This is a genomic window from Streptomyces tyrfis (assembly GCF_037034285.1).
In the GTDB taxonomy this organism is placed as follows: Bacteria; Actinomycetota; Actinomycetes; order Streptomycetales; family Streptomycetaceae; genus Streptomyces.
Genome location: NZ_JBAGJZ010000023.1, coordinates 42,999 through 57,278, shown reverse-complemented (window position 1 = coordinate 57,278; position 14,280 = coordinate 42,999). Strand labels below are relative to the sequence as shown.

Annotated in this window: 14 protein-coding genes and 1 pseudogene; 11 read left to right on the top strand and 4 right to left on the bottom strand. The window is 73.0% G+C overall.

All coding sequences use genetic code 11. The annotated features are described in order from the left end of the window. Window positions 1-278: 278 nt before the first annotated feature. Window positions 279-890 (top strand): annotated as a pseudogene (locus tag WA762_RS19080) (TetR/AcrR family transcriptional regulator); the annotation flags it as partial. A 201-nt stretch (window positions 891-1,091) separates the two neighbouring features. Here the strand turns inward: WA762_RS19080 and WA762_RS19075 are convergent. Together WA762_RS19075 and WA762_RS19070 are read right to left on the bottom strand one after the other, a co-directional pair. Next, window positions 1,092-2,093 carry a MaoC/PaaZ C-terminal domain-containing protein gene (locus WA762_RS19075; protein ID WP_335937074.1) on the bottom strand — a complete coding sequence of 334 codons (1,002 nt, stop codon included), beginning with the start codon at window positions 2,091-2,093 and terminating at the stop codon, window positions 1,092-1,094. A 3-nt stretch (window positions 2,094-2,096) separates the two neighbouring features. Next, window positions 2,097-3,605, bottom strand: a complete 1,509-nt coding sequence (locus tag WA762_RS19070) for a 3-oxoacyl-ACP reductase (protein WP_335937073.1) — start codon at window positions 3,603-3,605, stop codon at window positions 2,097-2,099. A gap of 71 nt (window positions 3,606-3,676) precedes the next feature. Between WA762_RS19070 and WA762_RS19065 the strand changes: the two genes are divergently transcribed. The 4 genes from WA762_RS19065 (at window position 3,677) to WA762_RS19050 (ending at window position 9,206) form a co-directional block, all read left to right on the top strand. After that, window positions 3,677-4,945: an acetyl-CoA C-acetyltransferase gene (locus WA762_RS19065; protein ID WP_335937072.1), complete on the top strand. Its 1,269-nt coding sequence runs from the start codon at window positions 3,677-3,679 to the stop codon at window positions 4,943-4,945. Between the two features lie 140 nt (window positions 4,946-5,085). After that, window positions 5,086-7,014, top strand: coding sequence for an AMP-dependent synthetase/ligase (locus tag WA762_RS19060; RefSeq protein WP_335937071.1), 1,929 nt, complete (start codon window positions 5,086-5,088; stop codon window positions 7,012-7,014). A gap of 700 nt (window positions 7,015-7,714) precedes the next feature. Then, entirely contained in the window at window positions 7,715-8,578 is an 864-nt protein-coding gene (locus WA762_RS19055) for an isocitrate lyase/PEP mutase family protein (RefSeq protein WP_335937070.1), read from the top strand. Between the two features lie 157 nt (window positions 8,579-8,735). Next, on the top strand, window positions 8,736-9,206 hold the full coding sequence (locus WA762_RS19050; protein ID WP_335937069.1) for a hypothetical protein: 471 nt from the start codon (window positions 8,736-8,738) through the stop codon (window positions 9,204-9,206). A gap of 34 nt (window positions 9,207-9,240) precedes the next feature. On the opposite strand, the gene WA762_RS19045 is transcribed toward WA762_RS19050, so the two are convergent. Together WA762_RS19045 and WA762_RS19040 are read right to left on the bottom strand one after the other, a co-directional pair. After that, window positions 9,241-9,810 carry a hypothetical protein gene (locus WA762_RS19045; RefSeq protein WP_335937068.1) on the bottom strand — a complete coding sequence of 190 codons (570 nt, stop codon included), beginning with the start codon at window positions 9,808-9,810 and terminating at the stop codon, window positions 9,241-9,243. 38 nt (window positions 9,811-9,848) lie between these two features. Further along, the gene (locus WA762_RS19040) at window positions 9,849-10,256 is read right to left on the bottom strand and encodes an ATP-binding protein (RefSeq protein WP_335937067.1); all 408 of its coding nucleotides are present in this window, start codon (window positions 10,254-10,256) and stop codon (window positions 9,849-9,851) included. Window positions 10,257-10,467: 211 nt separating this feature from the next. On the opposite strand from WA762_RS19040, the gene WA762_RS19035 reads away from it, so the two are divergent. The 6 genes from WA762_RS19035 to WA762_RS19010 all read left to right on the top strand — a co-directional run bounded on the left by WA762_RS19035 (window position 10,468) and on the right by WA762_RS19010 (window position 14,221). After that, window positions 10,468-11,364 (top strand): helix-turn-helix domain-containing protein, encoded by an 897-nt coding sequence (locus WA762_RS19035; protein WP_335937066.1) that lies wholly within the window; start codon window positions 10,468-10,470, stop codon window positions 11,362-11,364. A 15-nt stretch (window positions 11,365-11,379) separates the two neighbouring features. Beyond that, the gene (locus tag WA762_RS19030; protein WP_335937065.1) at window positions 11,380-11,583 is read left to right on the top strand and encodes a DUF397 domain-containing protein; all 204 of its coding nucleotides are present in this window, start codon (window positions 11,380-11,382) and stop codon (window positions 11,581-11,583) included. Window positions 11,584-11,673: 90 nt separating this feature from the next. Further along, on the top strand, window positions 11,674-11,898 hold the full coding sequence (locus WA762_RS19025) for a DUF397 domain-containing protein (RefSeq protein WP_335937064.1): 225 nt from the start codon (window positions 11,674-11,676) through the stop codon (window positions 11,896-11,898). Between the two features lie 165 nt (window positions 11,899-12,063). Continuing rightward, window positions 12,064-12,570 carry a hypothetical protein gene (locus WA762_RS19020; RefSeq protein WP_335937063.1) on the top strand — a complete coding sequence of 169 codons (507 nt, stop codon included), beginning with the start codon at window positions 12,064-12,066 and terminating at the stop codon, window positions 12,568-12,570. A gap of 341 nt (window positions 12,571-12,911) precedes the next feature. Further along, window positions 12,912-13,046, top strand: a complete 135-nt coding sequence (locus WA762_RS19015; RefSeq protein WP_335937062.1) for a hypothetical protein — start codon at window positions 12,912-12,914, stop codon at window positions 13,044-13,046. 56 nt (window positions 13,047-13,102) lie between these two features. Then, on the top strand, window positions 13,103-14,221 hold the full coding sequence (locus WA762_RS19010) for a methyltransferase domain-containing protein (protein WP_335937061.1): 1,119 nt from the start codon (window positions 13,103-13,105) through the stop codon (window positions 14,219-14,221). Window positions 14,222-14,280: the final 59 nt, after the last annotated feature.

Below are 14,280 nucleotides of genomic sequence, written 5' to 3'. Positions count from 1 at the left end.
CCGACGGTAGGAGCCGGGGGCGGGCCGGGGCGTCCCACCCGAGGCGGAACCGGTGTGCGACCTGCGGCCGACGGCCCGTACACCGGGGGTACGGGACGGTCGTCCACCGGGGGTACGGGACGGTCGTCCACCGGGGGTACGGGACGGTCGTCGGCCACCTGGCCGGGAGCGGACTGTCCGATACGCCGGGTGTCCGCCCCGCGCCGTACTCTTGGCCGGGGGAGTGGTGCGGCGGGGCGCGGGAGGAAGTCGACGTGGGTGCGGTGAAGGGCAGGCGGATGCCGCGTGCCGTGCGTGAGCGGCAGATGATGGACGCCGCCGTGCGGACCTTCGGGCAGCGCGGGTACCGGGCCGCCTCCATGGACGAGATCGCCGAGCTGGCAGGGGTGTCCAAGCCGCTGGTGTACCTCTACCTCAACTCCAAGGAGGAGTTGTTCACCGCCTGCATCCGGCGCGAGGCGAAGGCGCTGGTCGACGCGGTACGGGCGGGGGCGGAGCCGGGGCTGCCGGCGGACCGGCAGCTGTGGGCGGGGCTGCGCGCGTTCTTCACGCACACGGCGGAGCACCCGGACGGCTGGGCGGTGCTGCACCGTCAGGCGCGGACGCACGGCGAGCCGTTCGCCGCCGAGGTCGCGGCGATGCGGGACGAGATCGTCGCGTTCGTGACCGGGCTGATCGGGGCCGCGGCCCGCGAGGCGCACCACGACCCGGCGCTCCCCGACCGCGATGTGGCGGGACTGGCGCAGGCGCTCGTCGGCGCGGCGGAGGCGCTGGCCGGCTGGGCGAACGAGACCCCGGGCGTCTCGGCGAAGGAGGCAGCGGCCACCCTGATGAACTTCTCCTGGGCGGGGCTGGAGAACCTGATGAAGGGCCGGCCGTGGCAGCCGCCGGAATCGGAGCCGGGGCCGGGTCGGGGCGCGGGCCCGAGGCCGGATCGGGACGGGGACTTGGAGCCGGGCCCGGAGCGGGGCGGGGACCTGGAACGGGAGCCGGAGTCGGGGCCGGGCCCGGACCGGGACGAGGGGTTGGGGCGGGAGCCCGATTCGGGCCGGGGCGGCGGCTCGGACTGAGGCCCGTGCCGGGCGTGCGCGTCAGGCGGTTCGCGGACCGGGGGCCCGGGTCGTCGTTCCGATGAGGTGGACGCGGCCGTCGGCGCCGTACAGCCGGAAGCCGTTGGCGTCCGCCGCGTGGGCGACGGTCGAGGGCAGCGGCACGGGGGCCCTGAAGACGGCCCGCACCCGCTGGATGCCTTCCGGGTCCGGCGCCTCGGCGAGACAGCGCGCGACGGTCCACATGCCGTGGGCGATGGGCCGGGGAAAGCCGAAGAGGCGGGCCGTCAGCGGGTACAGGTGGATGGGGTTCCGGTCGCCCGAGGCGGCCCCGTAACGGCGTCCCAGATCGCCGGGCAGCCGCCACTCGTCGACGGCGGGGGGCCCGTCGGCGGCCCCGGCGGCGGTCGTGTCGGGAGCCTCGCCGGACGTGTCCGCAATCCGCGCGTCCGGGGTGCCTTCGGTCGCGGGAGCGGCCGTGCGGTCGGCGGCCGTGCGGTCGGTGACCGTGCCGTCGGCGGCCGGGGGCGTATCGCGTTCGGCGGGGCGGGGGTTCGGGGTGTGGTGGGAGTTCGAGGTGGGGCCGGGGTTCGGGGCGTGGCGGGAGAGGTAGCCGCTGCGGGACTCCCAGATCAGCTCGCCCGCGCGGCGGGCCTCGGTGACCACCGTGACCTCCGTGCCGCGCCGGTGCGGGGACAACCCGTCGGCGTACACCGTGAGTTCGAGCAGGTCGGTCGTGAGCGGCGGCCGGTGGCGGGTGATCTCGATCCAGGTGTGGACGAGTCCGACGACCGGCAGCGGGAACCCGCGGGCGGTCATCAGCCGCATGGCCAGGGGGAATCCCCGTACATGCGGATAGGTGAGCGGCAGCGTCGCCGCGTCGGGGAAGCCGCAGATCCGGCGGTACGCGGCGAGGGGCCCGGGGGCGATCGGCGCGGGCGGCAGGACGGAACGGCCGGTGGGCAGGACGGCGCCCGGCCGTCCGGCCTTCCGGAACGGGGAGGTGACGGCCGCCCGCAGAAGTGTCAGGTCCGGGTTCGGCATCGCTCAGGCCCCCAGCAGGCTCTGGCCGCAGACCCGCACGACCTGGCCGTTGACGGCCGTCGACGCGGGCTGGGCGAACCAGGCGGTCGTCTCGGCGACGTCCACCGGCAGCCCGCCCTGCGCCAGGGAGTTCATCCGGCGGCCCGCCTCCCGGATCAGCAGGGGCACGGCCGCGGTCATCTTCGTCTCGATGAAGCCCGGCGCCACCGCGTTCACCGTGACCCCGTACTCGGCGGCGGCGCGCGGGGCCAGTGAACGGACCAGCCCGACGATGCCCGCCTTCGACGCCGCGTAGTTCGTCTGGCCGTTGTTGCCCGCGATGCCGGCGATCGACGCGGTGGCGACGATCCGGCCGCCCCGGTTCACCGCGCCCGCCGCGAGCAGGGCGTCCGTGGTGCGCAGCACGCTGTCGAGGTTGACGTCGATCACGGACGCCCAGCGGTCGGCCGGCATGTTGGCGAGTCGCCGGTCACGGGTGATGCCCGCGTTGTGGACGAGGACGTCGAGGCCGCCGGGGATCGCGGCGGCGATCCGCTCCGCCGCGTCGGGCGCGGTGATGTCCAGCGGCAGCGCGGTCGCGCCCAGCCGGTCCGCCGTACGCCTCAGCTCGTCCTCGGCGTCGGGGATGTCGAGGCAGACGACCCGGGCGCCGTCCCGGGCCAGCACCGAGGCGACCGCGGCGCCGATGCCGCGTGCCGAGCCCGTGACCAGCGCGGTGCGTCCGGCGAGCGGGGCGGCCCAGTCGTCGACGGGGCCGGGGGCGTCGGCGGACAGCTCGATCACCTGCCCGCTGACGTACGCGGACCGGGGCGAGAGCAGGAAGCGGAGCGTGGACCCGGCCGATTCCACCGCCTCCGGCACGACGCGGAGCAGCTGTGCGGTGGCGCCCCGGCCGATCTCCTTGCCCAGCGAGCGCACCAGCCCTTCGAGCGCCTGCTGGGCGGCCGCCTGGTGGTGGTCGTCGGGGGACGGCCGCACCCCGACCACCACGATCCGCCCGCCCGGGGCCAGCGAGCGGATCACCGGATGCAGGGCGGCGTGGACGTCGTCGAGCCCGCGCGGGGCGCTGACGGCGGTCGCGTCCAGCACGATGCCGGCGGGGCGCGTGGTGGGGCGGGCGGGGGCAGCGGGGCTGGTGGGGTTGGTGGGGCCGGTGGCTCGTTCCGCCGGTCCGGCGGAGCCGCCGACGCGGCCGGCTCCCTCGGCTCCTCGGGCTCCTCCGCCGGCAGCTCCCTCGACTCCTCCGTCGGCAGCTCCCTCGGTTCCCTCGGCTCGCTCGGTTCTGGGAGCGGTTCCGGCGGGCCGGGCGACCTCCAGCCCGGTGGCCGCGAGCAGCGCACCGAGCCGCAGGCCGATCGCGGACGGCCCGGCGGTGAGGTGGAGCAGCGGCCCGTCCAGCGACGGGGTCAGCGGCGACCAGCGGCGCAGTTCGGCGGGGCGCGGGAGGCCGAGCCGCCGGGTCAGGAGACGGCCGGGTGCCGTGCCGGTGAAGCGCAGATAGCGATCGGCCATTGTCCGGACTCCCCGCTCGGTCGTAGATTTACTCCAGAGTAAGGTTACTCAAGAGTCAGGATCTGGTCGAGATGAAACCTCTCGCACTTCCGCAGCCCCGCAGCGTCGTGATCCTCGGCGGCAGCCGCATCCCGTTCGCCCGCTCCGACGGCCCGTACGCACGGGTCTCCAACCAGCAGATGCTCACCGCCGCACTGGAGGGGCTGGTCGAACGGTTCGGGCTCCACGGGCAGCGGGTCGGCGCGTTCGTCGCGGGCGCCGTCCTCAAGCACAGCCGGGACTTCAACCTGGCCCGGGAGACCGTGCTCGGCTCCGCGCTCGACCCGCGCACCCCCGCGTTCGACATCCAGCAGGCGTGCGGCACCGGCCTCCAGGCCGTCCTCACCGCCGCCGACCGGATCACGCTCGGCGCCGTCGACTGCGCGATCGCGGGCGGCGCCGACACCACCAGCGACGCGCCGCTCGGGGTCAACGACGAGCTGCGCACCCTGCTGCTGGACGCCCGCCGCGCCCGCACCGCGCGGGCCCGGCTCAAGGCCCTCGCCGGGATACGGCCCCGGCACGTCGTCCCGGACATCCCGCGCAACGCCGAGCCCCGCACCGGCCTCTCGATGGGCGAGCACGCGGCCCGCACCGCCCGCCACTGGGGCATCGGCCGCGAGGAACAGGACCGTCTCGCGGTCGCCAGCCACCGGCGTCTGGCCGCCGCGTACGAGCGCGGCTTCCTGGACGACCTCGTCGTACCGTTCCGGGGGCTGACCCGGGACCAGAACCTGCGTCCCGACTCCACGGTGGAGAAACTCGCCGCCCTGCGACCGGTGTTCGGCACCGGTCACCCGGACGCGACGATGACCGCGGGCAACTCCACCCCGCTCACCGACGGCGCCGCGACCGTGCTGCTGGCGAGCGAGGAGTGGGCCCGCGCCCGCGGCCTGGAACCGCTGGCCCGCCTCGCGCTGCACGAGACGGCCGCCGTCGATCACGTGAACGGCGGGGACGGCCTGCTCATGGCCCCCGCCCACGCGGTGCCGCGGCTGCTGGAGCGGGCGGGGCTCGGCATCGAGGACTTCGACCTGTTCGAGATCCACGAGGCGTTCGCCTCCCAGGTGCTGGCCACCCTCGCGGCCTGGGAGAAACGGGGCCTGGCCCCGGTGGACCGGGAGCGGCTCAACGTCGCCGGGTCGTCGCTCGCCACCGGCCACCCGTTCGCCGCGACCGGCGCCCGGATCGTCGCCACCCTCGCGGCGCTCCTCGCCGAACGCGACGCCCCGTCCCGCGGCCTGATCTCGATCTGCGCGGCGGGCGGCCAGGGCGTGACCGCCATCCTCGAACGCCCCTGACGTACCGCATCCCTCGAACGCCCTGACGCACCGGCCCTGCCTGACGCACCGGCCCCGCCGGACGCACCGGACCGCCTGACGCACCGGCCCCGCCGGACGCACCGGCGAGACCCGCCCGACCCCACGTTGAGGAGCCGCCCGTGTCCACGCCATCCGCCAGCCCCGACCCCGCCACCGGGCCCGCCTCCGCCCCCACCCCCGCCCCCGCCCCGCTCCTCGTACGCGACGCCGACGGCGTCGTCCGGCAGGCCTCCGTACCGGCCCTGGCCCCGCCCGTGCGGCGCGGCTCGCTCGCGGACATCCCGTTCGACAACGCCCGCGAGGCGCCCGCCGACGCCGTACTCGGCCGCAAGGGGCCGGACGGGGAGTGGCGGGACATGACGGCGGCGGAGTTCGCCGACGAGGTGCTCGCCGTCGCCAAGGGCCTCGTCGCCGAGGGCCTGGCCCCCGGCGACCGGATCGCGATCATGGCGCGCACCACCTACGCATGGACACTGCTCGACTTCGCGGCCTGGGCCGCCGGGCTCGTCACCGTCCCCGTCTACCCGACCTCCTCCGCCCTCCAGACCCGCTGGATCCTCCAGGACTCCGGCGCCGTCGCCTGCGCCGTCGAGAGCGTTGACCAGGGCCGGCTGGTCAGCCGGGAACGCGGGCGGCTCGGCGGTCTCGTCCATCTGTGGCAGTTCGACACCGGCGCGCTCGACCGGCTGAAGCGCCTGGGCCGGGACGTACCCGACGACGTGGTCAACGCCCGCCGCGCCGCACTGGCACCACAGGACACCGCCACCCTCGTCTACACCTCGGGCACCACGGGCCGCCCCAAGGGCTGCGTCCTGACCCACGGCAACTTCTTCGCCGAGGTCGACAACGCCATCGAACTCCTCCACCCCGTCTTCAAGTCGGTCAGCGAGTACCCCGCCTCCACGCTTCTCTTCCTCCCGCTCTCCCACGTCTTCGGCCGCATGGTCGCGATCGGCTGTCTGCGCGCCCGGGTCCGCCTCGGGCACGCCCCGTCGCTCAAGACCGAAGACCTCCTCGCCGACCTGGCCGGCTTCCAGCCGTCGTTCCTGCTGGCCATCCCGTATGTGCTGGAGAAGGTCCACAACACCGCCCGGGCCACGGCCGAGAAGATGGGCCGCGTCGCCTCCTTCGACCGCGCGGTGCGCGTCGCACAGCGGTACGCGGGGGCCGTCGAGGCCGCCGCGCACGGCGCCGGGCCCGGGCCCGGCCTCCGGCTGCGGGCCGCCCGCGCCCTGTACGACCCGCTGGTCTACCGCCGCATCCGGGCCGCGCTCGGCGGACACGTCCGGTACGTGATCTGCGGCGGTTCCCCGCTGGGCCGGCGGTTGGCCTCGTTCTACGCGGGCGCCGGCATCGAGATCTACGAGGGCTACGGGCTGACCGAGACCACCGCCGCCGCCACCGTCACCCCGCCGCTCGCACCCCGCCTCGGCACCGTCGGCCGGCCGCTGCCCGGCACCGCCGTACGGATCGCGGACGACGGCGAGGTGCTGCTCGGCGGCGGCCAGGTCTTCGCGGGCTACTGGGACGCCGGACGCGGGGCGGCCGTGCCCGCGCACGAGGGCGGCTGGTTCGCCACCGGCGACCTCGGCTCCCTGGACCAGGACGGCCACCTCACCATCACCGGCCGCAAGAAGGACGTCATCATCACCTCCGGCGGCAAGAACGTCGCCCCCGCCCCGCTGGAGGACTGGCTGCGCGCCCACCCGCTGATCGGGCAGTGCATGGTGGTCGGCGACGACCGGCCGTTCATCGGCGCGCTGATCACCCTGGAACCCGACGGCCTCGCCCACTGGCGGCGGATGACCGGGAAACAGCACCTGCCGATCCGGGACCTCGTCCACGACGAGGAACTGCGCACCGCCCTGCGCCGCGCCGTCGACGAGGCCAACCACCTCGTCTCCCGGGCCGAGTCCATCCGCGAATTCACCGTGCTTCCGGTGGAGTTCACCGAGGAGAGCGGCCATCTGACCCCCTCTCTGAAGCTGAGGCGCGCCGCGATCGCCCGTGACTTCGCGGCGGAGATCGACGCCCTGTACCGGAAGTGAGCCCGCACCTCGCGACGCCGCCGGCAGCCCGGCGGCGCGCCCGGAGGACCGTGTCGAGCCCCTGTTCGACCGATTCGGCTGATCCGGGCGGCCCGCGTGCCGGCGCGCCCGCCGTCGCGCCGGGCCGGGCGCCCCTGGGCCGGGCCCCCGGAAGACACGTCCGAGTGGGACGGAACGTACGCGACGCACCGCTCAACTAGGTTATTCCGCAAGGCGATCGATTGACCCGGTACGCGCCTCCCGGCTGACCGCAGGGAGAGGGGAAGTCCCTCGTCAGCGGGCTCGTCAACGGGAGCCCGACGCGTACCCACAGGTGTCGTACGCAAGGTAAAGGGCGGCGCGTACATCGGTAAAGGGCCGGTCATGTCGGTATAGGTATACCTGTCTTCGCGAGAGGACGGACCGAGTCCCGTGCGGACCGGGTGCCGCCGTCGCCTGCCCGATTCAGGGGCGCGGCGTCCCCGTGTCCGCCGCACCGGCCGGTCGCCGAACCATCCACATCCGTGAGCCCCGATCCGGCCTTCCGCGTCCCGGCGGCTCCCGGTCCACCACGTCACGCCGCCGAAGTCCCGTCGCTCCGGTCCGGCGACGCCCGGAATCCGGGCGTCGCTGGACGGGACCACCGCGCCTCGGACCGGCCCCACGGCCACACGGCGGCTGACCGACCCATCAACCGACGAAGTGTCAGCAAGGAGAAGTTGTGCGATACGGCAGTGTGTTGAGGCAAGCGGTCCGGTCCCCGGGGACGACTCCGCTCATCGGCATCTACGACATGTACTCGGCGTCCGTCGTGGCCCGGCACTACGACGGTTTCTTCGTGTCCGGATTCGGCTTCGCCGCCTCCCACTACGGGCTTCCCGACATCGGCTTCATCGCCTGGCCGGACATGGTCGCCTTCGTGGAACGGCTGCGGCTGGCCTTCCCCACCCACCACCTGCTGGTGGACATCGACGACGGCTACGTGGATCCGGAGGTGGCCTGCCATGTGGTGCAGCGGCTGGAGCGGATCGGTGCCTCCGGCGTCATCCTGGAGGACCAGAAGCGCCCCCGCAGGTGCGGCCACGCGGACGGCAAGCAGGTGCTCCCGCTGGAGGAGTACCTGGAGAAGCTCGACCTCGTGCTGAGGAGCCGCCGGGATCTGGTGGTCGTCGCCCGCACGGACGCCACGGAAGAGGACGACATCCTGCGCAGGGCCGAGGCGTTGGCCAGGACGGACGCCGACGTCGTCCTGGTCGACGGGGTGCGCAGCGTGGAGTGGATCAAACGCATCCGCGAGGTGATCGGTGACAAGCCGCTGCTGTTCAACCAGATCGCGGGCGGCAAGTCGCCCCGGCTCTCGCTCACCGAACTGGCCGATCTGGGCTGCCAGGTGGCCATCTACAGCACCCCCTGCCTGTTCGCCGCCCACTCCGCGATCGACACCGCGCTGACGGACCTCAAGCGGGCCGACGGGCGGCTTCCGGAGTTCGATCCCGTCGAGGGCGTCGGGGTACGGCGTTCGACGGAACTGCTGGAACGGAACATCAGCAGGCACCACCCCGCCCACGAGTCCGCGGTCGCCTGACGTCCACCCGTGCGCCGGGGGTCCGGGGCGCGGGGTGCACGCACGCACCACCCGCGCCCCGGGTCCCCGCGCCCCCGAAGCCTCGTTCCATTCGAAGCACAGCGATACGGGCCGCGCGCGACCGTCAAGGCCGCGCGGCCGGAAAGGAGTTCCGGAGATGGGACTCACCTCGACGCGGGCCCGTGCGGCCCTGGTGACCGCTCTCGGCGTGTTCTGCCAGGGCCAGTTGGCCGCCGGGACCGCCTGGGCCGACGCCCCGGACGGCGGCATGGAGACACATCACGGCCCGTCCCTGATCACCATCGACAACTCCAACGCCGACTCCTGGCTCGAAGTCGACCGCACGGCCAATGTGCTGGCCCCGCTGAGCAAGGGCACGGCGGGCAGCGACCACGACGGCGGCGGGGGCGCGATCGACCAGAACGTGTCCGCCTCCCGGGGCGTGGGCGTCCAGGCCGCGCCGGACGAGAGCGGGGAGGAGGACGAGGAGGAAGAGGCCGCGGAGGCGGCAACCCCGGCCCGGGACCCGGACAGCGGGGGTGCGGCGACCGGAGGGGACGACGACGAGGGCGACGCGGACACCGAACGGGACGCCCGCGCGGCTGCGGCCGTACCGCCGTCGCCGTGACGCCAGGCTTCGCCCGGCCGCCGCCGCGGCCGGCTCAGAAACGCAGGGCCGCCACCAGTCGACGCGCGGTCCCGGCGTCGATGGAGCCCAGTTCCAGCATGGGATCGGTGCCGGGCTCCTCGCGCCGTACGCGTACGTCGAGTGCCCGCCCGCCCGTCGCCGAGGCGAAGGCGCTTCCGAGCCGCTCGCGGACGCGGGCCGTCTCCGGAGGCGGGGCACCGTGCGTGAGGCGGCCGGCCGGCACGGGAGCGCCGAGCAGACGCGCGAGGCGTTCGGCATCGGGCAGCGAGATGCCGCCGAGCACGATCCGGCCGTGCCGGAACCGCAGCCCCGGCAGGTCGAGGCGGTAGGCGTCGACGATGTCGCGCAGCGCCCGCGCGGCCTTGAGAGTGTGCTTCGTACCCGCTCGGACCAGCCCCGCCAGGTGGCTCGCGTCGGCGGGGGAGAGCGGCCCGAGCCGCACGAAGTCGGCTTCACGGTCGCGTTGTTGGTCCACCGAGGTGACCGGTAGGCCCGCGTCCCGCAGCGCGGAGTCGAGTTCGGCCGCGGCGTGCTGGGCGTCCGGCGGCGAGGCGATCGGCACGGAGGGTGGGCGGGAGTCCATCCGGTGCTCCTGATGCGTCGAGGGGGGTACGGGGGCGCTCACCCGACGGCCGCCCGTCGCGTACTGCGGATCTCCGCCCACACGTCCTTGCCGTACGGGGCCGGCACCGACCCCCACGCGGCGGCGAGCCCGCTGACGAGCGCGAGCCCGCGCCCGCTCTCCGCGACCCAGTCCGGGGCGCGGGGCACGGGCGGCGTCGGGCTGGAGTCGCGCACGGTGATGCGTACGCCGTAGGACTGGCGCTGGAGCGTGAGCGTGCAACGGGGCGACGGCGTGTGCCGGTCGACGTTGGTGAGCAGTTCGTGGGCGCAGAGGGTGACGGTGTCCGTCAACTCCCTGAAGTCCCACACGCCCACGAGACATCTGACGATGCGGCGCATCTCTGCGAGGGATTGGGGGTGGACGAACAACTCATGCCGGTAGTGCGGGAGGTCGGTTTCTGGCATGACGGTCATGACTCCTCTTGCGTGGGACGCGGTGGTTCACCACACCAAAGGCACGATGGGTGTTCGATCGGGTGCCGTGGGTGACGGCAATAGGTTGTACCCGTGGAGCCAGATCCGCAAGTGTGAACTTCTCCAATTTTGGAGATCGGCGAGTGATGGCTTAACGTCCCGGTCCAGAAGGGGTGTTGAGGCACTGGAGTGCCGCACGCTGATGGTGAGTACTGCCTGGAAGGGGGCAATGTTGCCCAGTCATCCACGACCGACGGTTCGGCGCCGCAAGCTCGGTAGTGAACTCAAGCGGTTGCGCGAGGCGGCCGGCATCAAGATGGATCAGGCGGCCGAGCGCATAGGCGGGGACAAATCGAAGATCTCCAGGCAGGAGAACGGCCGACAGGGCGCCAGCAAACTCGAAGTAGAGGCGCTGCTCGATCTGTATGGAGTCACGGACGCCAGACGCAGGGCGGCGCTCGTGACGATGGCTCGGGAGAGGCGTCGTAAGAGCTGGTGGGCTCAGTACAGCGACATTGGGGGCGATCTCTTTCAGGAGCAGTTGAGCATCGAATCGGATGCCGTCCGCATCCTCGTCTTTCAGCCACTTCTCGTGCCGGGGTTGTTGCAGACTCCCGACTACGCGGAAGACGCTATCCGGAACGTCGGCAAAGCCTGTTCCGAGGAACAGATCAAGTCCTTCGTCGATCTCCGACTGCGGCGTCAGGAGATCCTGCGCGGGGACAAGGCTCCGCAGGTCGTCTGTGTTCTGGACGAAGGGGTTCTGCACCGGATGATCGGCGGCCGTGAGGTCATGGCCAGCCAGCTTCGTAGGCTGATCGACCTGAACGATCCACCCCGTCTATCGATTCAGGTCGTGCCTTTCAGGCAGGGCTGGCATGCGGGGCTCGACGGTGCCTTCAGCATCTTTTCGTACCCGGATCCCATGGACCTCGATGTGGTCCGTCTGGAATACCTCGACGGGGCGTTGTACCTGGAGGAGGACAGCCCGGTGAACCGGTACAAGCTGGCTTTTGACCAAGTGCGCTCCTCGGCCCTACCGTCAAGAGAATCGATGGCCCTGATCGCGGAACTGGTGGGCCGATACGAGAACAGCTAGAGGCAGGTACCCCAGATGACGCGGCACGACCTCCCCGCCGACGCGTGGACGAAGTCCTCGTACAGCACCGACAACGGCGGGGAGTGCGTCGAGACCCAGACGACCCCGGACGGCCTGGTCGCGGTGGGGGACAGCAAGGACCGGGGTCTGGGAGCCCATACCTTCGGCCCGATTCCGTGGCAGGTGTTCGTCACCGCCGTGAGGAACGGTGCGGTCTGATCCAAGAGGGCGGGCCGAATTGGCTTCGGTGACACTGTCTCCGGCTGAGCCTCGGCGGTACATTCGCGCTCTCAACAAGGAGGGTGAACCGTGATCGAGGAACTGGTTCCCCAGGTCGAAGTCGCCGAGCTGGAGGCCGCGGTCTGGCACAAGAGCACGTACAGCGGCTCGAACAACGACTGCGTCGAGCATGCCGCTCTGGCCTCGGGCCGTCAGGCCATACGGGACAGCAAGGCCCGGAGCCGTGGTGCCCACGTCTTCGGTCCGGCCCCCTGGCAGGCCTTCGTCTCCGCCGTGCGGAACGGGGCCGTCTGACGGCGTCGCCCGAGGCGATGACGGGTGTCCGGTGCGGTGGCCGGGGCGGGGCCCGCGTCTTGCCCGCGTGGGCCTCGTGGCCCCGCCCGTCGCACCCCGTGCGTACTCCGCCGCCCCCGTCGGTACGGTGAGTGGCGGAGTGGCGGGCGGCGAGAGGATCGTGGGATGAGCGAGCGTGCGGCGGGGGCGGGCCCTGCTGGTGGCCGGTTCGTCCTGCACCGGTTCAACGGGGACGAGGTGTACCGCATCGCGTCCGCCGACGTCTGGGTCTCCGGGGCGGAGGGGCGCGAGGGCCCGGTCACGCTCTGGTTCGAGATCGCGGCGGACCCCGACGGCGCCCGGCGCTGCGAGGACACCGAGTCCCTGGGGATGGCGCCGACGGCGGAGGTCGGCGTGGAGCTGCCCGAGATCGATGTGGACGCCCTGGTGGGGCGGGAGTTCGTGATGCCGGGGGTGCGGGGCGACGACGAGGACTCGTGCATGTCGCTGCTGTACTACTGCGAGCACCAGGCGCTGTGCGACAACCGGATCACCGTCCTCTCCCGTGACGGCGACCGGTTCCGGCTGCGCTGCACGGCGGTGACGCAGGACGTGAACTACTACGACGGGAGCAAGCCCCCGACCCGGGTCGAGATCGAGGGCGATTTCCTGTTCCCGGGAGCGCGCGCCTGACTCGTCCGCTCCTCACCGCTCCTGCGGAGAGTTCTCCCGGCCCGGCGGTCCACGGAGCCGAAGCGCGGGCCCTGATTTCGGCGGCTGTCGACACTTTGGAGTGATCCGGCTGGAACTGCCTTGGTGTGTTTCGTCCGGTGTCTCTAGCGTGCTGGTCGCGGCGACCACCGAGGGAGAGCCCTGAAGGCGACGGTCGGCAGCGGTCGGCTGCGGTGCCGGGGGCGTGTCCCGGCGCGCACGCCACGGGCGCCCCGGCCGGACCCCGACTCGACGGCATGCCGACGGGCTTCACTCACCGGGGTGGCCGGACACCACGCACCAGAACGAAGGAGAGACGGACCATGAGGGTACGCATCGGCCCGTACGTCCACGGGGGCGACGAAGACAATCTGCCCGGCCAGCCCTGGCAGCCCCCGCAGGACCCGCCGAGCCCCGACGGCGGAAGCCCGGAAGGGGACGGGAAGCACCGCAAGTGACACCCGGCGCTCTCCGTGCGGACCGCCCCGGTCGCGAGGAACTGGGGCGGCTCCTGATGGAATCCGGAGCGCTGTCCCCGGACTGGGCGTCCACGTTCGGGGCTGTGGACCGGGCGGCGTTCCTGCCGGATCTGATGTGGCCGTACGACATGGCGGCCCGCGCGAGCGTGGCCGTCGACAGGCGGAAGGACCCGGACGCCTGGTACGCGGCGGCGGACAGCGACGTTCCGATCGTGACCCAATGGGACGACGGGGCGCACCGGGGGCCGGACCCGGGGGAACTGTCCACCAGCTCCTCGTCCATGCCGTCCGTCGTCTACTCGCTCCTTCGGGACCTGACGGTGGAGGACGGGATGCGGGTGCTGGACGTGGGCACGGGCACCGGCGAGACGGCCGGGGCGCTGACCCACCGCCTGGGGCACCGCCAGGTGACGACCATCGAGGTGGACGCGGCCGTGTCCGCGACGGCTCGGGAACGCCTTCGCGCATACGGCCTGCGCCCGGAGGCGGTCGTGGGCGATGGATTCGAAGGCCACCCCGGCACGGCCCCGTATGACCGCATCCTGGTTACGGTCGGCATCCGCCGGGTGCCCATGGCGTGGATCGAGCAGACGCGGCCCGGCGGGGTGATCCTCGCGCCGTGGGGCACCGCCTACGGCAACGCGGACGCCGTGGTCCGCCTGGAGGTCGGGAGGGGGGTGGCCACCGGGCCGTTCACCCGGCCCGTGGAGTTCATGAAGCTCCGTGGGCAGAGGGGCCCCGCGGTCCGCCATGTCGACTACCTGGCGGCCGGCCCCCTGGAGAACGCGGAGAAGACCAGGACTCCGCTCGCGGAAGGGCGGTTCCTGACAGGCCGGTTCACGGACCTGCCGTTCGTGCTCGGCCTCCGGGTGCCCCGGTGCCGCCAGGCCGTGGCCGCGAAGCGAGACGGCGTACGACCCGTCTGGTTCTACAGCCTGTCGGACCTGTCGTGGGCCTGCGCCATGTTCCGCGAGGGGGAGCGGGAGGCGGAGGTCTGGCAGTCGGGCCCGCGCCGCCTATGGGACGAGGTGGCCGGGGCCCACCGCTGGTGGCGGGACCGGGGCTCTCCCGGCGTGACCCGGTTCGGGCTCACGGTCACTCCGGGTGAGCAGCGTGCGTGGCTGGATGATCCCGGGGAATCCTGGCCGGTCTGACGGGACGGCGCGTTGTAGGGAGTTCCGCTCGTTGCGCGGCCCTTGTCTGATGGAGTGTC